Source organism: Streptomyces sp. NPDC086787 (assembly GCF_044745865.1).
Lineage (GTDB): Bacteria > Actinomycetota > Actinomycetes > Streptomycetales > Streptomycetaceae > Streptomyces.
This window is the reverse complement of sequence record NZ_JBIVBC010000009.1, coordinates 124102-144679: the sequence shown is the minus strand read 5'-3', so window position 1 is coordinate 144679 and position 20578 is coordinate 124102. Positions and strand designations below refer to the sequence as shown.

Below are 20578 nucleotides of genomic sequence, written 5' to 3'. Positions count from 1 at the left end.
GCCGTTCAGTCCTGGTAGGCCTTGGCCGCGGCCGCCTCGAGCTTCGCGGCGGTCGCCTTCGGGTCGGACGGGTCGCGCAGGAAGTCCTGCAGCAGCTTCCACTCGCCGGTGCCCTTTGTGCCGCCGAAGGCCGCCGGGGCCTGGTCGGACATGTCGAAGCGGACCGAGTCGGCCGCGCCGACCAGGGACTTGGCGGTGGCGCGGCTGACGTCGTCGCCGTACTGGGCGAGGTCGAGCTTCCGGTTGGGCGAGAGGAAGCCGCCGGCCTTCGCCCACACGCCCGCGGCCTCCGGGGTCGCCAGGTACTCCAGGAGCTTCATGCCGGCCTTGGCGTTCTTGGCGTCCTTCAGGACGACCGCCGCGTCACCGCCGCTGACGACCGGTGCCGTACCGCCGCCGACCGCGGGGAAGGGGAAGAAGTTCGCTTCCTTGCCGATGGTCTTGCCGAACTGGTCGTGGGCGACTCCGGCGACGAAGTCGCCTTCGTAGACCATGCCGGCCTCGGCCTTGGGGCCGAAGACCTTTTCCACCGAGCCCGGGAAGTCGGTGTTGAGGGCCTCCTTCCGCCCGCCCGCGATCAGTTGCTGGTCCTTGAACAGCTTGCCGAGGGTGGTGAGCGCCTCGACCACCGAGGGGTCGGTCCACTTCAGCTTGTGGGCGGCGAGGGCGTCGTACTTCTCGGGGCCGGCCTGGGAGAGGTAGATGTTCTCGAACCAGTCGGTGAGGGTCCAGCCGTCCTGTCCGGCGACGGCGAAGGCGGCGAGACCGGAGTCGGAGACGGTGTGCCCGGCCTTGAGCAACTCGTCGTACGTCTTCGGCGGCTTGACGCCGGCCTGGGAGAGGGCCTCGGGGCTGTACCAGACGGTGGACTTGTGCGCGGCCTTGAAGTAGAGGCCGTAGAGGGTGCCGTCGACGCTGCCGTACTTCTTCCACACCGGGGCGTAGTCGCCGGTGATCGTGTGCTGTGCGGTCGGCGACAGCGGCTTCAGCCAGCCCTTCTTCGCGAACTGCTGGAGCACGCCGACCTGCGGGACCATGACGACGTCGGGTGCGTTGCCGCCCTCGATCTTGCTGCCGACGACGGTGGAGACGTTGTCACCGGTGGACACGAACCGGGTCTTGGCGCCGGTCTTCTCGGTGAAGGCGTCCAGCACCTTCTGGAAGTTCTTCTGCTCGCTGCCGGACCAGACACCGGCCACGGTGACGGTTTGGCCGCTGAGCGCCTTGTCACCGCCGCCCGCGGAGACCGGTCCGCCGCCGCAGGCGGTGGCAAGGGCCAGGGTGAGGGTGGTGCAGCCGGTGAGCAGGGTCGTACGACGTCGCATCATCGTTGATGTCCCTTCGGGGGAGTGGGCGTTGACGGGTCGGTTCAGAGGTCGTTCAGCCACCAGGCGGACGTGGAGCCGGGCAGGACGCCTGGTGGGCAGGGGCCGCTGGACAGCAGGGGAGTGCCGGAGACGGGCGCGGGCGTGGGGGCCGTACCGAAGTTGACGGCGCAGACCAGCCCGTCGCCGCGGACGAAACCGAGGACGCCGGGCGGGGTGTCCAGCCAGTGCAGCGTGCCCTCGCCCAGCTGGGGCAGGGAGTGACGCAGCTGGAGTCCGTCGCGGTACAGGTGCCAGAAGGAGCGGGTGTCGGCGAGGGCGCGGTCGGTGGCGTACTCGGCGAAGTACTCGGGCTGCGGCAGCCAGGGCTTGGCGCTCTCGGCTCCGGAGGTGAAGCCGAACGGCGAGGCGTGCCCGGACCAGGGCAGAGGCACCCGGCAGCCGTCGCGGATGCGGGCGCGACTGCCGGTGCGGCGGAAGATGGGATCGGTGAGGACGTCGTCGGGCAGGTCGACGACCTCGGGCAGGCCCAGCTCCTCGCCCTGGTAGATGTACGCGGCTCCGGGCAGTGCCAGCATCAGGAGGGCGGCGGCCCGGGCACGGGCGGGGCCGAGGCCGCTGCCCTCGGTGGCGGGTTCGCCGTAGCGGGTCACCGTGCGGACCTGGTCGTGGTTGTTGAGCACCCAGGTGACGGTCGAGCCGGTGCCCGCGATGTCCTGCATGGCCTCGGATATGACCTTGCGGAAGGCGTCGGGGTCCCAGGAGGCGCCGAGCAGGTCGAAGAAGAAGGCCTGGTGGAGTTCGTCGGGGCGGACGTAGCGGGCGTGTTCGCGGGCGGTGGGGACGGAGACCTCGCCGACGAGAAGGCGTTCGCGGCCGTCGCGTTCCCGGTACTCCTCGCAGACGGCGCGCCAGTCGCGCCACACCTCGTGCACCTCGGGTTGGTTCCAGGCGAGCGGGTTGACCGAGTCGCGGGTGCGGGCGTCGGCCTCCGGGTCGTCCGAGTCGGGCAGCGCGGGGTGCTTGTACAGGCCGGCGGCGACGTCGATCCGGAAGCCGTCCACGCCCCGCTCCAGCCAGAAGCGCAGGACGCGGTCGAACTCGGTGGCGACCTCGGGGTTGCGCCAGTTCCAGTCGGGCTGCTCGGGCGTGAACATGTGCAGGTACCACTGGCCAGGACGGCCGTCCGGCTCCGTCACCCGGGTCCAGGCCGGACCACCGAACATCGCGTGCCAGTTGTTGGGCGGCTCGCTGCCGTCGGGACCGCGGCCGTCGGCGAAGTGGAAACGGGCGCGGGCCGGGCCGCCGGGCGCTCCGTCCAGCGCCTCGCGGAACCACGGGTGCTCGCCGGAGCAGTGGTTGGGGACGATGTCGAGGAGCACCTTGATGCCGAGCCGCCGGGCGGCCGCCATCAGCAGGTCGAACTCGGCGAGATCGCCGAAGAGCGGGTCGACACCGCAGTAGTCGGCCACGTCGTAGCCGTGGTCGTGCTGGGGCGACGGGTAGAACGGGCTCAGCCAGATGCCGTCGACGCCGAGCTTCTTCAGGTACGGCAGGCCGGCCCGGACGCCGGCCAGGTCGCCGATGCCGTCGCCGGTGCTGTCCAGGAAGCTGCGGACGTACACCTGGTAGATCACCGCGTCCCGCCACCAATGATGCCTGTTCAACCCTGTGGACCTGTCTCTGGAAGGGGGCTGTTATGCATGCATGTTAGGTAGGGGTCTCACGAGGGTGTCAATGAGATGAATAGACACTACCGACGGGTTCGCGGTGCAGAACCGGGCATTTCAGCCCAAGGGGAAGGTGTTTGTGATGTCGGCGTTACTTAACAAGTAACTATCGACGAGTGATCGCGTCGAGCTCGCGCGCCAGTCGGCGCACGGCCTGCCCGGGTGTCTGGCGCCCGGTGAGCGCGTCCTGCACCACCGCCTGAACCGCCAGGCTCACCTGGTCGTAGTGGGGGCTCTTGGGACGCGGCGCGGCGGTGAGCACGGCGGTGCGCAGGGTCGGCAGATACGGGAACTGCCTTACGAGACCAGGGTCTTCGTACAGAGAGGTGCGCACCGGAGGCAGTGCGCCCCGGGTGAGCACCTGGCGCTGGACCGGCTCGCTGGTGAGGTAGGAGATCAAGCGCGCGGCGGAGTCGGGATGCCGGGCATGGCTGTTGACGGCGAGGTTGGAACCGCCGAGGACGCTCGTCCCCGGCCCGTCCGGACCGGGCAGCGGCACGGCGCCGATCCTCCCGGCGACCTTGGAACCCCTGGCGGACGCGACCGCGTAGGCATAGGGCCAGTTGCGCAGGAAGAGCAGCTTTCCGTCCTGGAACGCCTGCTTGGACTCCTCCTCCTTGTACGTCAGCGCCTGCCGCGGTATCCAGCCCTCGCGGATGCCCCGGGCGAGGAACCCGATGCCCTCACGGGCGGCCGTCGAGTCCACGGTGACGCGTGTGCCCTCGGCGCCGAGGATCGTGCCGCCCGCCGAGTACACGGCCTCGGCCGCGTTCACGGTGAGGCCCTCGTAGGGCAGGAACTGGCCCGCGTAGCCGCCGAGTCCGTGCCGGGGCGCGATGGTCTTCGCGTCGTGCTCCAGCTCGGCCCAGGTGCGCGGCGGCGGCACACCCTCCTCGGTCAGCACGTCCTTGCGGTACAGCAGCAGCCCGGCGTTGGTCACGTACGGGACGGCGTACAGGCGTCCGTCGTAGGTGGCCGTGTCGACCACCGGCGCCAGGAAGCTCTTCAGCGGGAAGCGGTCGCGGTCCAGCGGGCGTATCCAGCCGGCCGCCGCGAACTCCGAGGTCCAGTTGACGTCGATGTTCAGGACGTCGAAGCGGCCCCGGTCGCCACCGCGAAGATCGGTGGTCATCTGCGCATGGGTCTCGTCGGCGGAGTCCGGAAGCTCCACCAGGGTGACCTTCTCGCCGGGGTGGCCGCGGTTCCAGCCCTCCAGCAGCGGGCCGAGATAGCCGGTGAGGTCACCGGCGGTGGCGAGGGTCAGCGGACCTCGGCCCCGGGTGCCCCCCTCCTCGGCGCGGGCACCGGAGGCGACGTAACCGGTCATGATCACGGCGAGAACGAGCAGGCCCCTACCGGTGGCGCGTATCCACCGCATAGGTTCCTCCCTGTACACCGGCACCGCGGGCGCCCTCGCCCGGGGGTCAGAGGCCATGTATACCTGTTAGGTATGGGCGATACTAGGGCCTGGAGCACATTGAGCAGACAGGAGGACAGCACGAGTGCGCCTGCCCCTCCTGGCACTCCTCGCCCGTGGTCCGGCCCATGGCTACGAGCTCAAGCAGGACCTTGAGCAACTGCTGGGCACCGCGTACCCTCAGCCGAACGTCGGCCAGATCTACGTCACCCTCGCCCGCCTCGAGAAGTCCGGACTGATCGAGGGCGAGGACGTCGAGCAGTCCAGCCGACCCAACAAGAAGGTCTACCACCTCACCGACGCCGGGCGCGAGGCGCTGCACGCCTGGTTCGAGGAGACCGAGGACGAGCCGCGGGTGCGGGACGAGTTCTTCATGAAGCTCGCCGTCGCCCCGCAGACCGGTCTCGCCGACCAGATCGCCCTCATCAACCGGCAGCGGCGCCAGTACCTCAACACCATGCGCAACCTGTCGAAACTGGCCGCGGCCGAGAACCGGGACAACCGAATCGCCCACCTGCTGATCGAGGGCGCGATGCTGCATCTGCAGGCCGACCTCGACTGGCTGGAGCGGTGCCAGGAGGAACTGGAGGAGCTGGAATGAGCGACAGCTCAGCCGGACCCCTGCTGCGCGCCGAAGGACTGGTGAAGACCCACCACGGCGAGGGCGCTCCCGCGCATGCCGTGCGCGGGGTTGACCTGGTCGTCGCACGGGGCGAGTTCGTGGCGATCACCGGCCCGTCCGGGGCCGGGAAGTCGACACTGCTGCATCTGCTGGGCGGTCTGCAACGACCGGACGCGGGCAGCATCTGGCTCGACGGGCGGTGCGCGGACTCCTTCAGCGAGGCACGCTGGGCAGTCGAGCGCCGCAGGGCGATCGGCATCGTCTTCCAGTTCTTCAACCTGGTGTCGAACCTGTCCGTCGCCGACAACGTCGAGCTGCCCGCCCTGCTGGCCGGCATTCCGCCGAAGAAGGCCCGCGCCGAGCGCGAGACCCTCCTCGCCGAGCTGGCTCTGACGGGCAAGGAGCGCAGCATGCCCGGCGAGCTGTCCGGCGGCGAACAGCAGCGGGTCGCGCTCGCCCGGGCCCTGGTCAACCACCCGCCGCTGCTGCTCGCGGACGAGCCCGCCGGCAGCCTCGACAGCAAGGGCACCCGCGAGGTGACGCGGCTGCTGTCGCACTTCCACGAGCGCGGGCAGAGCATCGTCCTCGTCACCCACGACGCCCGGCTGGCGAGCGCCGCGGACCGCGTGATCAGCTTCTTCGACGGCCGTATAGCCGACGACGCCGCCCTCGACGGTGCGCCGTCCCGCCGCCGAGGCATATCCGGCGTACTGGAGCTGAGGGACTGATGGCGCGGCTGACGAACCCGCTGTCGCTGTCGCTGTCGCTGTCGCTGTCGCGGCCGACGGCCCCGAGGCGCCGACCGCCGACGGCGAGTCTGTGGCCGCGGGCCGCCGGATGTACGGCCGTCCCCCGCGGGGCGAGGGGCTGACACGTGCGGGCGACCCTGCGCTGGGCGCACTCCGATCTGCGGACGCATCGCGGCGAGGCACTGTTCCTCGTGCTGGCCACCGCAGGCATCGTCGCCTCCCTGCTGCTGGCCTCGGCCCTGTTCGGCTACGCCACGAATCCCTGGCAGCGAACCTTCACCCAGGCCCACGGGGCGCACGTGTGGATCCACACCGCCCCGTCCGCGGATGTCCGCAAGCTGGCCCGACTGGACGGCGTCGAGTCCGTCGCCGGCCCCTACCGCACCGAGGCCGCCACCGTGTCCTCGCGCGGCACCCGCGCCGCCGTGGAGCTGCGCGGCACCCCCGAGCCGCCCTCCGTCGGCCGCCCGCTGATCACCGCCGGGCGCTGGCTGGACCCGGCCGAGCCGGACGGAGTGGTGCTGGAGAGCCAGCTGGCCCGCGCGCTGCTGGCCGAGCCCGGAGACACCCTGACCCTGCCCGGCACCGCCCGCACCCTCACCGTCGAGGGCATCGCCGACAGCGCCGAACCGCACTACAGTCCGGGGGAACAGCCGGGGCTGGTGTGGGCGCTGCCCTCCGCGGTGCGCGCGCCCGTCGGCCAGGTGATCGGGCTGCGTCTCGGCGATCCGGCCGACACGGACTACGCGGTGCAACGGGCCGTGACCGTGCTGGGCACGGGCGCCGTCGGCGAGGTGTCCACCTGGCAGCAGGCACGCTCCGAGGCCCAGGGCAACGACCGGCTGCTCGGTCAGGTGCTCGGGCTGTTCGGCCTGGGCGCCCTCATCGCCGCGGGACTCGCGATGCACGGCGCCATCGCCACCCGCATCCGAGGACACCTGCGGGACCTGTCGGTGCTCAAGGCGATCGGGTTCACGCCCGGCCAGGTGGTGCGCGTCTTCCTCCTGCAACATCTCGCGTACGCGCTGCTCGGCGCCGTGGGCGCGGCAGCGCTCACCGAAACCCTGGGCAGCCGGATCCCCGGACGGCTCGGCGACGCGGTAGGAGTGTGGCAGGGACTGCCCGGACACACCCCGGCGCTGTTCCTGGTGCCGGTCGGGGCGGTGCTGTTCATCGGCCTGACCACCGGGCTCGCGGCCTGGCGGGCGGGGCGGGTGCCGCCCGTTCCGGTGCCACGCGGATCCGCACCGGCGGGTTGGCGGCTGACCTCCCTGGCCAGACGGCAGGCGCTCGGCCTGCGCTTGCCGGCCGCGCTGGTCCTCGGCTGCCACAAGGCGTTCGCCGGGCGCGGCCGGTCACTGGCGACCGTGGCCCGGCTGACGCTCCCGCTGCTGCTGATCGTGGTGGCGCTGAGCGCGTGGACCACCATCGACGGCTTCCGCAGCAGCCCAGGCCGGGTGGGCATGCCGACCGCGCTCACGGTCCGCACCGATGACACCGCCGACATGGCGGACGTACCGGCCCGGCTCACCCGTGACTCGCGTGTCGCCGCCGCCTATCCGGGAGTCGAGGTGGCCGCGCTGGTCCCCGGTCAGACCGCGACCATCGCCCTGCGCGGCATCGGCACCCGCACCCGGCCCTATCCCTACGCGCTCGCCGAGGGCCGCGCCGCACTCGGACCCGACGAGGCCGTGGCCGGCCAGGGACTGCTGGACCTGCTGCACGCGCGGGTCGGCGACTGGGTGCGGATGACGGTGGGTGACCGGCCGCAGATCCTGCACATCGTCGGCCGCAGCATCGAACCGCAGAACGCCGGCCGAGTGGTGAGCACCTCGCTGGACGCGCTCCGCGAGAACGACCCCGGGCTGTCCCCGGCCTTCTACGAACTGCGCCTGCGCCCCGGCGCCGACCCGCACCGTGTGGCCGCCGCGCTCACCGAGGCCGGTCAGGGCCACCTGGACGTGCACCCCGTGACCAACCCCGCCGACGGGCTCTCACCACTGCGGGCGGTCGTCGCCGGACTGATCGCCGTCCTGGCCCTCATCGGGCTCGTCGAACTGCTCACCGCGATCGGCGGCAGCGTCCGTGAGGGCGAGCGCGACGTGCTGGCGCTCCGGGCGGTCGGCATGTCCGCGCGGCAGATCACCGCAATCACCGTTACGGCGACGAGCTGCACGGCGCTGGCCGCGGCTGTCGCCGCCACGGCACTGGGGCTGCCGCTGGGCCGTCGGCTGATCGACGCGCAGGGCGACTCCAGCGGCATCGGCGCCGGCATCGCCCAGTCCCCCTCTCCCGGGCTGCTGCTCCTGCTGGGCGCGGCGGCGGTTCTCGGGGCGGCGGGACTGGCCGCACTGCCGGCCTCCCGCGCGGCCCGCGGACGCCTCGCGGACGCGCCGAGCGCGGTGGCCTGACGCGCGCAGAGCGCCGTGCGGGCCTCCAGGTGTGCGAACGCACGCTCGATCGAGCCGTACGAACCACGAACCATGAGGCTTCGCGGGCCCGGGAAGCGGGCGTATCAGCGCAGTCCGGCGAAGAGGTCGTTCTCGGGCACGGCCGCGCCAGTGGTGTCCTGGACACGTACGAAGGTCTCGACGCCCATCAGTTCGGTGAACCTTTTCTGGCCCATCTTGAGGAAGAAGATGTTCTCCCCCTGGCTGGCGTGCGCAGCCAGCGCATCGAACTTCTGGGCGCCGAACGCGGAGGTGTCCACCCAGGTGGTGATCTCCTCGTCGGGGAGCCCGATCTCGGCCATCGCGGCGGCCTCGGCGGGATCCGGCTCCTGCCAGTCCGCACCGAACTCACGCATGACCTCACCGAACCGCTGCATCATCGAGCGAGGCGCCGTCGTCCAGTACACCTTCGGTGTCAGCCCGGTCATCGCCAGCGCCGTCATCGTGATGCGGTTTGCCTGGATGTGGTCGGGGTGGCCGTAGAAGCCGTTCTCGTCGTAGGTCACGACCACATCGGGTTGGTGGCGGCGCAGGAGTTCCGCGAGTCGGGCAGCGCCCTCCGCCACGGGTGTCTGCCAGAAGGATCCCGGGGCGTCGTTGGTCGGCCAGCCCATCATCCCGGAGTCGCCGTAGTCCAGCATCTCCAGATGACTGACCTTCAGGATGTCGCAGCTCGCCTCGAGTTCCTGACGCCGCATCAGGGCGACGGCTGCCGGATCGTGCCCGGGATCGCCCGGCTTGACACCGCCCGGCCCGTCACCGCGACTGCCGTCGGTACACGTCACGAGGACCGTGCGGATGCCCTCCGCCGCGTACCGCGCGAGGACACCCCCCGTTCCGGTGGCCTCGTCATCGGGGTGGGCGTGCACCGCCATGAGCGTCAAGGGCCGGTCGTTCATCAAACAGTCCTCCTGTGGGAAAAGGGCTCGGTCCGAGTCTGCGGCAGGCGCACAAACGGTCACTGGTCCCGCTGCTTCCGCCCACGCGGTGCCGCCCCCTGGGCGGTGCAACAGCGCTGACCGGACCGGCTATTCCCGCCACGCGTGGGAAACGCCCGCCGGGTTCGACGGTCAGCCGCCGTGGGTTGCGAGGTGTTCCAGGATGGGCGGAATCACCAGGTCGGGAACCTCCTCGGGCAGCCAGTGACTGGCACCCTCAAGAGCTACGAAACGGTACGGCGCGTCGATGAAGTCCTTGGTGCCGTGTGCCGCTTCACGGCCCAGAGCGCCGTCCTCGCTGCCCCAGATGTACAAGGTGGGGACGGTGATGCGGTCGGCGGGCACGGTGAGTTCGTCGTCGACGGCGCGGTACCAGTTCAGGGTCGAGCTGAGCGCCCCGGGCTCGGAGAGTCGGCGGACGTTGCTCTCCACCAGTTCGTCCGGAACGCGGCCGGTGTAGGCGCGACGCAGCCGGGCAGCGCCGTCGGCCAGAAGAGCCGCCTCGGCGACCTGGCCCGGCCGGCGGAAGAAGCGTACGTAATCGAGCCGGTGGTACTGAGCCGGGTCGGCCGCGGCGGCCCCGTTCAGCGCCCGGGGGTGGGGGGTGGCGAGCACGGACAGGGACTTCAGCCGCTCGGGGTGGGCGGAGGCCAGGGCCCAGGCGACCAGGCCGCCCCAGTCGTGCGCGACGAGGTGGAACCGGTCCGCGCCCTGCGCGTCGGCGAACGCGAGCGCGTCGGCCACCAGGTGCTCCACTGCGTAGTCGGAGATCTCCGACGGGCGGGCGCCGGGGGAGTAGCCTCGCTGGTCGACGGCGACGGCCCGGTACCCGGCGTCGGCCAGGGCGTGCAGTTCCTCGGTCCAGGAGTTGGCGAACTCGGGCCAGCCGTGCAGGAGCAGGACGAAGTCACCGTCTCGGGAGCCGGCAGCCAGGGCGTCGTATCGGTGCTCACCGAGTTCGATCGTCAACTCTTCCAGGCTGCGCTGGGCGGTGGCCATGGGGATTCCTCCTGGTCGGCGGCGGCGGGGCAGGATCGGCCCATCCTATTGAGCAGCGCTTGGCAGGCGCATGCTCCGCCCCCTCCTGTCCGCCGACGAGTTGGTACGCGCGGACGGGACGCACTCCGTCCGGAGCGGCACGATCGGTGCCCGGCGGCTAGGTTGTTGATCAGCAGCAGAGCTGATCGGAGAGCTGTATGAGCGTCCAACTGCCCGTGGTGCCGACCGCGTCCCTGCCTGCCCTGCTGCTGCGCCCCTGGCAGGTCGCCGACGCCGACGCTCTTGTGTCCGCGCACCGGGACCCTGCCCTGCGCCGTTGGCTGACGAGTGTGATCAGCGACGAAGTCGATGCTCGTCGCTGGATCGACAGCCGGCGTCGGGGCTGGGCCGCCGGCACCCGGTTCAGCTTCGCCGTCCTGAACGACGGCGCTGAAGGCCTCGGCGCGGCCGTCGGCCATGTGACCGTGAAGGTCACGGACGAGGGCTCCGCGGAAGTGGGCTACTGGACAGCGGCCGAGGTCCGAGGGCAGGGACTGGCCTCCCGGGCCCTGGAGGCGGTCGTGCTATGGGCCTTCGGCAAGGATTCTCCGGTGCCGGCGGTCCGGCTGGATCTGCTCCACGCGGTGGGCAACCATGCCTCATGTCGTGTGGCGGAGAGATGCGACTTCGGGCTCGAAGCGGTGCTGCCTGCCCAACCGCCCGCGTTTCCGACCGAGGGCCATCTGCATGTCCGCCACAGGCCGCCCCAGCCCTGACGGGCTGGGGCCCGTCGTCTGGATCAGTTCGCAGGATGCCGACGGCGCCGAGTCGGGTCACGGCCCACAAGTGGATGTGGATGTGGACTGCACGGCTCAGTCCCCGGCGGCCCGGTCCGCGGCCGGGCGCCTGCGCCCCGCGCGCTCGGTGAGCGACGGCGGCTGCCAGGCACCGTCCGCCCGATAGAGATCGGTACCAGGAGCCACGATCTCGTCGATACGGTCCAGTACCGCGTCGTCGAGCAGCAGATCCGCCCCCTTGAGCAACGAGGTGAGCGATCCATGGTGCGCGGACCGATGATCACCGACTTGACGGCCGGGTGCACCAGCGGGAAGGCCACGGCCAGTTCCGGCAGGGTGCGGCCCATCTCCTCTGCCAGGGCGACGAGTTGCTCGACCGCCGCGAGCTTCGCGGCGTTGCCCGGGACGGCGGGGTCGAAGCGGTGCGGAGTGAGCTTGGCGCGGCCGGTGGTGAGGTCGACGGGCCGCCCCTCACGATAGGCGCCGGACAGAAATCCCGAGGCGAGCGGGGACCAGGTCAGCACTCCCATACCCAGACGCTGCGCGGTGGGCAGCACGGACCGTTCGATGCCGCGCGCCAGAATCGAGTACGGCGGCTGCTCTGTGCGCAGCCGCATCAGTCCCCGCCGCTCAGCCACGTGGTGAGCCTCGACGAGGTCCTCGGCGGGGAACGTGGAACAGCCGAACGTCCGGATCTTGCCCGCCGTCACCAGGTCGCTGAGGACGGAGAGGGTCTCCTCGAGGTCGGTGGTGTGGTCGGGACGATGCACCTGGTAGAGGTCGATCCAGTCCGTGTCCAGCCGTCGCAGGCTGTCCTCGTCTGTCCTCGACGGCTTTGAGGATCCAGCGGCGCGAGTTGCCGCTGCGGTTGCGTCCTTCCCCCAGGGGAAAGTGCACCTTCGTGGCGAGCACGATGTCGTCTCGTCTGCCGCTTGAGTGACGGTATTTTCTGGTTGGGTTGGCGCTGCCGTTCCGCACCGGGGGACCGGATGAGCCGGTACCAGGCAGCGGAGGAACGGGATGGGCAGGCGAAGTATGTGTGTCGGGTGACAGTGGTGACGGGGGTGCTGCTCGCGGGAGCGGCGACGGTCCCGGCGTACGCGGTGACACCGGTGGCGTGTACGGAGGCGGCGCTGCGAGCGGCGATCACGTGCCGATCACCAGCGTCACGGCGACCACGTTCGCCGGCAACACCCCCACCAACTGCCTTCTCAGCCCCGCCACCGTCACCGGCTGCATCGGCTAAGACGGCGGGTCCGCGTCCGCGCCCCGCGGGTCCGAGGAGGTGTTGGCGGCCGGCCGACGTATGCCTGCGGGGAGCCGGTTGCAGGGGTTGCAGGGGGCCGTAGGCAGCGGCCGGCCTCCACTCAGGCGGGGACCGGTCCGGGGTACCGGGGTCGGCCTCGAATCCTGGTGCGGAAATCCCGTTGAGGTCAGAGCGGCGTTCCCGCCGGCCACAGCTGTGTGGCTCACGAACAAGGAGCCCCGCTGGATGCTCTTGGCGGCACAGAGTCCTCCGAAGAGGAAGGGAACCGCAGTGGCGCCACCTCTTTGACCTGGGCCGTCGTCGAAGCCCGCGCGGGCCGAGGTGATGTCGCCAGAGAGAATTACTGAGGCGGAATCAGCCGAGCGGGAACGAAACGCCCTGCGTCAACGACGTGGGATCCGTCTTGACCAGCGATGGAGTCGTTCGCTTCAGCGTCGCCCGCCTCCCGGGAATCGAGGTCAGACCGTGAACTGCCCGGCGGGAGTGATGGGGCTCTGGCCGCCGGGTGTGGTGATCTGGATGGCGTACGTGCCTCTGGGGAGGGTGAGAGGGAGGACCGTGTCGATCTGGGACGGGGAGATGGAGACGAAGGTGGACTGATACGTTTGCCCGCCTCCTACCGGGGTGAGGGTCACGGCGATGATGTCCATCAGGCAGGTGCCGAAGACGGTGACGTCCGATCCCGGGGTTGCGGAGGAGGGACTGAGAGCGGTGATCGTCGGGGCGTTGTAATACGTGTACTGGCTACTGCTGGGGCCGGGGGAACCGCTGATCCCGCCTGCGGTGGTCACGATGACGTCTACCGTGTCCGTGCAGACGCCGGGCGTGAAGGGCGGATGCGCGGGCGCGACAACCGTAAGGGAGCTGCTCGAGACGACGGTCAGGTTGGTGGCGGGGCCGACGTCGCCGAAGTCCACCTCGGTGGTGGTGAGCAGGTTGTTGCCGTAGACGGACACCGGCACGGCAGCGGCGGACCCGATCGCGGGGCTCAGGGCGGTGACCTGTGGGGGGCCGATGTAGAAGAAGGGAAGGGAGTTGCTGGTCTGGCCTGCTGCGTTGGTCACACTGACGTTGCTCTGGCCTGGGCACAGCTGCGGAATCACGCAGGTGACGGTGACGCTCGTGACGCTTGCGGGGGAGACGGACAGGCCCCCGAAGTTCACCCTGACCGTGGTGCCCAGCCCGGTGCCGGTGATGGTCATGGTGACGCCGTTATGGCTCTGAGTGGGGTTGATCGTGGTGATGGTAGGCGCCATGGCGTCTCCTTGGTGCATAGCGGGAATTCTGTACGTGGACGGCTGCGCGGACGGGTCAGGAAAGCTGCCCGGGCACGGGTTATGTCCCCTTCGACGGTCGGACGACGGGGTCTGCGCGTCTTGGACTGTGGTGGTCGGCGTGATATCGACGGCCGTGAGGTGTGGGGCTGGGCTATGTCAGCTCGTAGAGGTAGGGGAGGACGTTGCTGTTTCCGGCCGGGGTGTGTGCCATGACGTTGACGGTGCCGGGCGGGCCGCCGGGGACGGTGGCGATCACCTGGGTGTCGGAGATCGCGGCGAACAGGGCGGGAATGCCTGCGAAGGCCACGGTGTCGCTGTAGGTCAGGTTGGCGCCGGTGAGGACGGTCGAGTTGCCGCCGGTGTCCGGCCCTTGGGGTGGGGTGAGGGTATGGATGACGGGGGCTGCGAGGTAGGTGTAGTAGATGTTCGCGTTCGTTGCGCTGCTGGTGCCGCCCGGCGTGGTGACGGTCACGGTGCCGGATCCGGCCGGGGCCGTGGCGGTCAGTTGGCTGTCGGAGATGGCTGTGATGCTGGTGGCCGGGGTGGCGCCGAATTTGACAGCGCTGGTGAGTGTCAGGTTGGTGCCGAAGATGACGGCGGTGTTGGCTCCGGTGGCCGGGCCGAAGTGACGGTCCATATCGGTGACGGTTGGAGCGGCGGCATAGGCGTACGGCAGCGAGTTGCTGGTGCTGCCTGGCGTGGTGACGGTGACATTGACTGTGGCGGGGCAGGTACCGGCGGGAGCTGTGGCGGTGATCTGCGTGCTGTTGACGACGACCACGTTGGTGGCCGGGTTGGTACCGAACCGGACCGTGGTGGCGCCGTTGAGGCCGGTGCCGTTGAGGGTGACCGTGTTGCCGCCTGCCGTCGGTCCTGCTGTGGGGTTGAGGCTGGTGAGTGTCGGAACGCTGACCGTGGTGTAGGTGAAGGGAACCGTCTGGGTGCTGGTGCCGCCCGGCGTGGTGACGGAGACGTTGACCGTGCCGCTGCCGGCGGGCGTCTTGGCGGTGATCTGCGTGCTGCTGACGACGACCACGTTGGTGGCGGGGGTGGCGCCGAACCGGACCAGACTGGTACCGGTGAGGGTGACGGAAGTGCCCCCAAGAGGAGGTCCCTGGTTGGGGCTGACACTGGAGACGACGGGTGGGGCCATGGCGTTCCTTTTCGTGCCATTGGCCGCCTCGGCAGATGGTTTCCGCCAAGGCGGCGGGCAGGTCGCCCCATACTCCACGTACCGTGGAATCGGGGGCGGCGTGGTGCTGTCCGTCCATTTCTGTCGGTGGATCAGACGATGTTGAACGCCTGGGCGTTGGAGGGGCCGCCGCACGTGGTGACCGTGATGGCCCCGGCGCCGGGAGTGAGTCCGGCGGGAACGGTGGCGGTGAGCTGACCGGCACCGAAGCTCGTCCAGTCCGCGGCGAAGGTGTTGGTTCCGTCGCTGAAATCCACCGTGGAGACGTTGATGAAGCAGGTTCCGTTGATGGTGATGAGGTCACCGTCCGTGCCCGTGGCGGGCGACAGTGACGTGATGGTCGGGGCCGCGTAGTACGAGAACTGGGTCAGGTTGCTGGTCGGAGGGCTCGTGCCGCCGGCGGTGGTGATGGCGATGTCCACCGTGTCGACGCACGCGTTGACCATCGTGTGGGCCGGGGTGGTGAAGGTGACCTGTGAGGCCGAGGAGAAGGTGGGGGTGGGGGTGACCGCGGTGCCGCCCACGGTGACGCCGGTGCCGGTGAGGAAGTTGCTTCCGAACAGCGTGACCGACGTCCCGCCGCCGGCCGGTCCGCAGGTGGTGTTCACACCTGTGGCGGCCGGTGACGAGATGAGGAAGAAGGGCAGCGCGTTGCTGGTGACGTTGGTGTTGCTGGTCACGCTGACGGAGACCTGACCGGCGCACTGCACCGAGGGGATCGTGAGGGAGACCTGCGTTGAGGTGACGGTGAGTCCGCTGGTGACCGTCACCGAACCGAAGTTCACCCTCGTGGTGGTCCCCAGGCCCGTGTTGTTGATGTGGAGCGTGTCACCGGCCTTACCCTGGTTGGTGGAGGTGGCGGTGTCGACCAGTCATGTGAGAGTTGCCATGCCTTTCCTTTGATTGTGTTCTGTGAATCCGAAGGGCAGGAAGGTGCTGCCGCACTCGGTCCAGTTCGCGAGAGGCATCCCGGTGTACCGGCGGGGTGAGAAAAACGCGGAGAAGACCGACGAGCCGGGATCGCTCGTGGTCCGCGACTACCGCGGCCGGAGTTGCGTCGGCGCCCTGCCAGTCGCGGCGACTTTGTGTGAAGCCCGTTTCCCGGCTTAGCCAGGGTCCAAGAGTGTCCCGGGATGAAAATATATTGGCGCCGGGATTCAAGAGCGCGCCGCTAAGTTCACCTGAATTCATTACGCCAGAAGTTCAACATGGGCAACAGGGCGCAATGGGGTCACTGAAGGGGTTCATGTGAAAATGGACGTAGGAGCCCAGATGATTTTCATGCACCGGAGCCGCCCCCTTGCGGGTGCCGTTAACGAACGTGTCATGAGCCCCAAACGAGGTGTGGATCTTTGATGGAGGGATGGTTGTGACCTGCGTTTCTCCGGCATGATCTGCGGCCATGAGTCGGCAGCCAGTGGGGATGGACGAGCTGGTCGAGCACTGGACGGTGCTCGATGACGAGATGGAGCTCGTGGCGGGTAAGCGGGGCGGGACACGTTGGGGTTCGCGCTACTGCTGAAGTACTACACCCGGCGCGGCCGGTTCCCACGGGGCCGGGGAGACTTCCCGGACGAGGCGGTGGGCTTCGTTGCCCGGCAGATGAAAGTGCCGGTCAGGGAGTTCGCGTCCTATCCGTGGACTGGCAGCACAATCGAGTACCACCGTTCCCAGATCCGCGAGCACCTGGGCTTTCGTCTCTGCTCGGCGAGGGCATGGCCGTCGCCAGGGCGAAGGGGAAGCTGAAGGGCAAGCAGCCCAAGCTGACGGCCCGCCAGCAGGCCCACCTCGTCAAGGAACACACCTCCGGTGAGCACACGATCGCCGACCTCGCCGAACTGCCGCTACCGTGCCGCATCCGCCGATGAGGCCGCCTACGCGCGCGGGCGCCGACCCAAAGCAGGCCAAGCTTGCCCAACGACCGGCTCTGCGCGCTCTGGTGGAGGCGAAGCTGGCTCTGTGCTGGTCTCCCGATCAGATCGCAGAGTGGCTGCGACGCCAGTTCCCTGGTGACACCGCCATGCAGATCTCGCACGAAGCGATCTACCTCTCCTCTACGACCCTCGTCGCCGCCAGGCAATCGACCGCAGCCTCACTCAGCGCCTGCGGTCAGCCCGGCCCATGCGCTGCCCGAAGATCGCCCGTCGGCCTACCGGACGGGGCATCATCCGCGGCCTGGTGTCCATCACCGCCCGCCCCGCCGAGGTCGAGGACCGGAAGGCCCCCGGTCATTGGGAGGGCGCTCGTCGAGCGCACCAGCCGCTACACGACCATCGTCGCGCTGCCGGACGGCATCTAGGCCGAGCAGGTCACCCCGCACCTCACCAGGAGCCTCCTCGGCATCCCGCCCCACCTGCGGCGGACGCTCACCTGGGACCGGGGCCGGGAGATCGCCGAGCACCAGGCCATCACCACCGAGACCAGGATGCCGATCTACCTCTGCAAGCCGCGGAGCCCGTGGCAACGCGGCACCAACGAGAACACCAACCGGCTGCTTCGGCAGTACCTCCCCAAGGGCGCCGACCTCCGCACGTTCAGCCAGGCCGACCTGGACGCCATCGCTCACGAACTCAACCACCGTCCGCGCAAGACCCACGACTACCGCACTCCGGCAGAGGTCTCCGCTGACCTCCTGAACAGCAGTGATGCGCTGACCGCTTGAACTCGCCATCGTTTGACGACAGATTCCTCGGGGGCGCGGCCCTGGTTCGGGCCCCTGGCGGAATCAGAGCACGCAACCTTGGTGCTACCCCGCTGGATCTGCGGACGCTGCTAGCGTGCCGTCCATGATCAAGGGCGACTTGGCGGGTCGAATAGGCCGGATGGCGGGGGACAGTGGGCCGGAGCGCGTGCTGGTCGCCGCCAGTTTCGTCAACCGAGTCGGCAATGGTCTGTTCAACGCGGCGTCGGCGCTCTATTTCACCTTGGTCGTGGGCCTGCCTGCGGTGCAGGTCGGTGCCGCACTCACCATCGCCGGAGTGATCGGTCTGTGCGCGGGGATACCAGGCGGGCATCTCGCAGATCGGCGAGGGGCGCGCATGATCATGATGTTGGCCCTCGCGGTCCAGGCCGTGTCGATGGCGGCCCTCGTCCGCGTCGAGAGCTGGGCTGCGCTCACGATCATCGCGACGGCCGACCAGATCGCCGCGGCGGCTGGTGGAGCGGCGTGGGGCGCGCTGGTGGTCCGGGTCGGGGGTGAGCGCCCGGCCCTGTTTCGGGCCAAGCTGCGCACGTTCGTCAACCTGGGCGTCGTTCTGGGAACGGTGGGTGCAGGGCTGGCCCTGGCCGTGGACACCCGCGGTGCCTATGTCACGCTGATCCTCGGCAACGCGGCGAGCTTCGCCCTGTGCGCGGTGCTGTTGCTCCTGCTGCCCCGCTATCCGGTGCTGGCAGCGCCGCCACGCCGGCGACGCTGGCTCGTCTTTGCGGATCGTCCCTTCCTGGCGTTCACTGCCTTCTACGGTGCCATGGGACTGCAGTACCCGGTGGTCTCGCTGCTCCTGCCGATCTGGATCTCCGAGCACACCGAGGCGCCGCGCTGGACGGTGGCCGCGCTGTTCGCCGTCAACTCTCTGTTCTGTGTGCTGATGCAGACCAGGATCGGCTCGCGGATCGAGACCCCGCACGACGGCGGCCTGGCGTTTCGCACGGCGGGGCTGCTCTTCCTCGTCAGCTGCCCGATGATGGCGCTGGCGGCGTACACCCCTGTCTGGGCGGCGGCGGGACTAGTACTGGCCGCGATCTTCGTCCACAGTCTGGGAGAGGTGTGGGAGTCATCGGCGGCCTTCGCCCTGGGCTTCGGTCTTGCCCCCGACCATGCACAGGGCCAGTACCAAGGTGTCTTCGGTCTCGGCTTCAGCGCGGGCCAGGCTCTCGCCCCCGCGATCCTCACCACGGTGGTACTCGGCCTCGGCACGACAGGCTGGCTGCTGCTGGCGGCGTTCTTCGCGGCACTGGGCGCTGTCGGTCCATCTCTTGCCCGCTGGGGCATGCGGACCCGGCCGGAACCAGGCGTTGCAGCAGAAGTGACGGGATGACCGTGAGTGAGGTGTCAGAAGCCTTCTACTTCGTCGTCCTCGTCCGGCTCCAGCGCGTCCGGGTCTCGCAGCGGGCGGAGGGCGCCGGCGGGCGGGACGCCGGCGGTGAGCTGTAGCGGCCGAGCAGGTTGAGATTCTTGTGTGTGAGCGGGGAGAGCCGGGCAACATCCTCGTCGCGGATCTCGTGACCCTCGGCCTTCAGCTGGGCGACGGCTGCGTCGATGTACTTCGTCGTCCAGAGCACGATGGCGTTGAGGACCAGGCCTAGTGCGCCGAGCTGGTCCTCCATCCCGTCGCGGTACGCCTGGTGGATGGTGCCGCGCTTGCCGTGGCACACGTCCCGGGCCAGCTTGTGGCGGGACTCCTGCACGGTGAGCTGCCGGTTCATCTGGCGGCGGTAGGCGTCGTCGACCGGGTCGACCACGCGCAGCAGGTGCTCGGTCTTGGCGATACGCCCGCACTCGGCGAACGCCGCGCCCAGCGGGGTCGGGCGGCCGTCGCGGCCGAACATGCGCAGCAGGTCGTAGGCGCGGACCTGGTTGGTGACCAGGGAGCCGGCGACCTTCAGCATGTCCGGCCAGTGCGTGATCACCTTGTTCAGGTTCACGCGGTTGCGGGCCAGGCCCTCCACCGCGCCGTAGGTGCCGGTCTCGACGCCGGGCATCGTGGCGCGCCAGAACCGCTGGTCGTCCAGGTCGCGGAACCGCGGGGAAAAGTTGTAGCCGAGGATCTTGAACAGGCCGAACACCATGTCGGAGTACGAGGCGTTGTCGGTCGCCACCATCTCCGGCTTCACGCCGCCGTCCAGGTTCAGCAGCGCGTCCAGGATGTGCAGGGAGTCGCGCGGAGTGCCGGGCACGACCATCTGCCCGATGCCCGCGGCCTGGTCGTTGACGGCGTTGAGCCAGGTGATGCCACGCTTGAACCCGAAGTACTTCGGCGACGGCGCCGCGCTGACCGTACGGACCGGGACGACGAACCGCAGACCGTCCACCGAGGCGAGCAGACCATCGCCCCAGAACTTCACGACGGGCACCTCGGCCTGGGCGGCGATCAGCGCGGCCTTCGCCGCAGCGATCGTGTCGGCGCGCAGGTTACTGGTCGACGTGCACGAGCCGGGCCCGGGTCAGCGCCTCGTAGCCGGGGTTCACCACCGGGGCCAGGCCGATGTTGCACGCCTCCGACACCAGCAGCGCGACCACCGAGGTGGACAGGTCCTTCATCCGGGTCGTGCCGTCCCCGAGGTGCACGAACGCGTCGAGGAACCCGGTCCAGGCGTTCACCTCGAACAGCAGGTCCGCCAGGTCGATCTTCGGGAGCATCCTCTCGACCCGCTTGCGCAGCCAGGTCAGGGACTTCGGCTCGCCAGGCGCGCCGAGCTTGTCGACGTTCAGCTTCACCCGCCCGTCGCTACCGGCGCCGGCCCGGCGGAAGGTGGGCGTCAAGCCGCTGCTGCCGCGCGAGGTAGACGACAAGCTCGTGCCGCCGGCCTGGCGCAAGGCGGTGTACGCCAACCCGGATCTGCCGCAGGGCGCGGTGGACCGGGACGCGTACGTGGTGTGCGTGCTGGAGCAGCTGCACCGGGCCCTGAACAACCGCGATGTGTTCGCCGCCCCGTCGCACCGCTGGTCCAACCCGGGCGCCCGCATGCTGGACGGGCGCGACTGGGACGCGGTCGAGGATGACGTGCCGGCCGGGCTGAGCCGTGACATGCCCGTCACCGAGCACCTGGCAGAGCTGGTGCGGGGCCTGGACGCTGGATGGAAGCAGCTCGCCGAGGCCGCGCACCCCGGCCAGGA

At 69.7% G+C, this 20578-nt stretch carries 16 protein-coding genes and 3 pseudogenes; 9 read left to right on the top strand and 10 right to left on the bottom strand.

Annotation, left to right across the window (positions count from 1 at the left end; genetic code table 11):
• Window positions 1-5: 5 nt before the first annotated feature.
• From ACIPK3_RS22100 to ACIPK3_RS22090, 3 genes are all read right to left on the bottom strand, one after another.
• Window positions 6-1328: an ABC transporter substrate-binding protein gene (locus ACIPK3_RS22100; protein ID WP_402572058.1), complete on the bottom strand. Its 1323-nt coding sequence runs from the start codon at window positions 1326-1328 to the stop codon at window positions 6-8.
• Window positions 1329-1369: 41 nt separating this feature from the next.
• Complete coding sequence (locus tag ACIPK3_RS22095) at window positions 1370-2992, bottom strand: alpha-amylase family glycosyl hydrolase (RefSeq protein ID WP_402572056.1); 1623 nt, start codon at window positions 2990-2992, stop codon at window positions 1370-1372.
• A 169-nt stretch (window positions 2993-3161) separates the two neighbouring features.
• Window positions 3162-4433 (bottom strand): ABC transporter substrate-binding protein, encoded by a 1272-nt coding sequence (locus ACIPK3_RS22090; RefSeq protein WP_402572054.1) that lies wholly within the window; start codon window positions 4431-4433, stop codon window positions 3162-3164.
• A gap of 124 nt (window positions 4434-4557) precedes the next feature.
• Here ACIPK3_RS22090 and ACIPK3_RS22085 point away from each other — a divergent pair, with 124 nt between their 5' ends.
• The 3 genes from ACIPK3_RS22085 to ACIPK3_RS22075 all read left to right on the top strand — a co-directional run bounded on the left by ACIPK3_RS22085 (window position 4558) and on the right by ACIPK3_RS22075 (window position 8254).
• Window positions 4558-5073, top strand: a complete 516-nt coding sequence (locus ACIPK3_RS22085) for a PadR family transcriptional regulator (RefSeq protein WP_402572052.1) — start codon at window positions 4558-4560, stop codon at window positions 5071-5073.
• Entirely contained in the window at window positions 5070-5822 is a 753-nt protein-coding gene (locus ACIPK3_RS22080) for an ABC transporter ATP-binding protein (RefSeq protein WP_402572050.1), read from the top strand. Before ACIPK3_RS22085 ends, ACIPK3_RS22080 begins: the two co-directional genes overlap by 4 nt.
• Before the next feature lie 146 nt (window positions 5823-5968).
• Window positions 5969-8254 carry an FtsX-like permease family protein gene (locus ACIPK3_RS22075; protein WP_402572049.1) on the top strand — a complete coding sequence of 762 codons (2286 nt, stop codon included), beginning with the start codon at window positions 5969-5971 and terminating at the stop codon, window positions 8252-8254.
• 104 nt (window positions 8255-8358) lie between these two features.
• Here the strand turns inward: ACIPK3_RS22075 and ACIPK3_RS22070 are convergent, their stop codons facing one another.
• Both ACIPK3_RS22070 and ACIPK3_RS22065 read right to left on the bottom strand, forming a co-directional pair.
• Window positions 8359-9192: a PIG-L family deacetylase gene (locus tag ACIPK3_RS22070; RefSeq protein ID WP_402572047.1), complete on the bottom strand. Its 834-nt coding sequence runs from the start codon at window positions 9190-9192 to the stop codon at window positions 8359-8361.
• A gap of 171 nt (window positions 9193-9363) precedes the next feature.
• On the bottom strand, window positions 9364-10230 hold the full coding sequence (locus ACIPK3_RS22065; RefSeq protein WP_402572045.1) for an alpha/beta fold hydrolase: 867 nt from the start codon (window positions 10228-10230) through the stop codon (window positions 9364-9366).
• A gap of 197 nt (window positions 10231-10427) precedes the next feature.
• Between ACIPK3_RS22065 and ACIPK3_RS22060 the strand changes: the two genes are divergently transcribed.
• Complete coding sequence (locus ACIPK3_RS22060) at window positions 10428-10985, top strand: GNAT family N-acetyltransferase (protein ID WP_402572043.1); 558 nt, start codon at window positions 10428-10430, stop codon at window positions 10983-10985.
• A gap of 96 nt (window positions 10986-11081) precedes the next feature.
• On the opposite strand, the pseudogene ACIPK3_RS22055 reads toward ACIPK3_RS22060, so the two are convergent.
• The 4 genes and pseudogenes from ACIPK3_RS22055 to ACIPK3_RS22040 all read right to left on the bottom strand — a co-directional run.
• Window positions 11082-11936, bottom strand: a pseudogene (locus ACIPK3_RS22055) (aldo/keto reductase); the annotation flags it as partial.
• Between the two features lie 795 nt (window positions 11937-12731).
• Window positions 12732-13529 carry an IPT/TIG domain-containing protein gene (locus ACIPK3_RS22050; protein WP_402572041.1) on the bottom strand — a complete coding sequence of 266 codons (798 nt, stop codon included), beginning with the start codon at window positions 13527-13529 and terminating at the stop codon, window positions 12732-12734.
• Window positions 13530-13701: 172 nt separating this feature from the next.
• Window positions 13702-14703, bottom strand: coding sequence for an IPT/TIG domain-containing protein (locus tag ACIPK3_RS22045; RefSeq protein ID WP_402572039.1), 1002 nt, complete (start codon window positions 14701-14703; stop codon window positions 13702-13704).
• A gap of 131 nt (window positions 14704-14834) precedes the next feature.
• Entirely contained in the window at window positions 14835-15512 is a 678-nt protein-coding gene (locus ACIPK3_RS22040) for an IPT/TIG domain-containing protein (RefSeq protein WP_402572038.1), read from the bottom strand.
• 730 nt (window positions 15513-16242) lie between these two features.
• Between ACIPK3_RS22040 and ACIPK3_RS22035 the strand changes: the two genes are divergently transcribed.
• The 4 genes from ACIPK3_RS22035 to ACIPK3_RS22020 all read left to right on the top strand — a co-directional run bounded on the left by ACIPK3_RS22035 (window position 16243) and on the right by ACIPK3_RS22020 (window position 18779).
• Window positions 16243-16488, top strand: coding sequence for a DUF4158 domain-containing protein (locus tag ACIPK3_RS22035; protein ID WP_402572036.1), 246 nt, complete (start codon window positions 16243-16245; stop codon window positions 16486-16488).
• Window positions 16458-16610: a hypothetical protein gene (locus ACIPK3_RS22030; protein ID WP_402572035.1), complete on the top strand. Its 153-nt coding sequence runs from the start codon at window positions 16458-16460 to the stop codon at window positions 16608-16610. The genes ACIPK3_RS22035 and ACIPK3_RS22030 overlap by 31 nt, the downstream gene beginning before the upstream one ends.
• A 473-nt stretch (window positions 16611-17083) precedes the next feature.
• On the top strand, window positions 17084-17404 hold the full coding sequence (locus tag ACIPK3_RS22025) for an IS30 family transposase (protein WP_402572312.1): 321 nt from the start codon (window positions 17084-17086) through the stop codon (window positions 17402-17404).
• A gap of 124 nt (window positions 17405-17528) precedes the next feature.
• On the top strand, window positions 17529-18779 hold the full coding sequence (locus tag ACIPK3_RS22020) for an MFS transporter (protein ID WP_402572033.1): 1251 nt from the start codon (window positions 17529-17531) through the stop codon (window positions 18777-18779).
• Between the two features lie 14 nt (window positions 18780-18793).
• Here ACIPK3_RS22020 and ACIPK3_RS22015 read toward each other — a convergent pair.
• Window positions 18794-20188: pseudogene (locus tag ACIPK3_RS22015) on the bottom strand (transposase); the annotation flags it as partial.
• Between ACIPK3_RS22015 and ACIPK3_RS22010 the strand changes: the two are divergent.
• A pseudogene (locus ACIPK3_RS22010) lies at window positions 20187-20558 on the top strand (Tn3 family transposase); the annotation flags it as partial. The pseudogenes ACIPK3_RS22015 and ACIPK3_RS22010 overlap by 2 nt on opposite strands.
• Window positions 20559-20578 lie beyond the last annotated feature (20 nt).

Coding starts and splice junctions, on each gene's coding strand:
- ACIPK3_RS22100 (WP_402572058.1), bottom strand. CDS start 1,328: ATGATGCGACGTCGTACGACCCTGCTCACCGGCTGCACCACCCTCACC.
- ACIPK3_RS22090 (WP_402572054.1), bottom strand. CDS start 4,433: ATGCGGTGGATACGCGCCACCGGTAGGGGCCTGCTCGTTCTCGCCGTG.
- ACIPK3_RS22080 (WP_402572050.1), top strand. CDS start 5,070: ATGAGCGACAGCTCAGCCGGACCCCTGCTGCGCGCCGAAGGACTGGTG.
- ACIPK3_RS22070 (WP_402572047.1), bottom strand. CDS start 9,192: ATGAACGACCGGCCCTTGACGCTCATGGCGGTGCACGCCCACCCCGAT.
- ACIPK3_RS22065 (WP_402572045.1), bottom strand. CDS start 10,230: ATGGCCACCGCCCAGCGCAGCCTGGAAGAGTTGACGATCGAACTCGGT.
- ACIPK3_RS22060 (WP_402572043.1), top strand. CDS start 10,428: ATGAGCGTCCAACTGCCCGTGGTGCCGACCGCGTCCCTGCCTGCCCTG.
- ACIPK3_RS22050 (WP_402572041.1), bottom strand. CDS start 13,529: ATGGCGCCTACCATCACCACGATCAACCCCACTCAGAGCCATAACGGC.
- ACIPK3_RS22045 (WP_402572039.1), bottom strand. CDS start 14,703: ATGGCCCCACCCGTCGTCTCCAGTGTCAGCCCCAACCAGGGACCTCCT.
- ACIPK3_RS22030 (WP_402572035.1), top strand. CDS start 16,458: ATGGCCGTCGCCAGGGCGAAGGGGAAGCTGAAGGGCAAGCAGCCCAAG.
- ACIPK3_RS22020 (WP_402572033.1), top strand. CDS start 17,529: ATGATCAAGGGCGACTTGGCGGGTCGAATAGGCCGGATGGCGGGGGAC.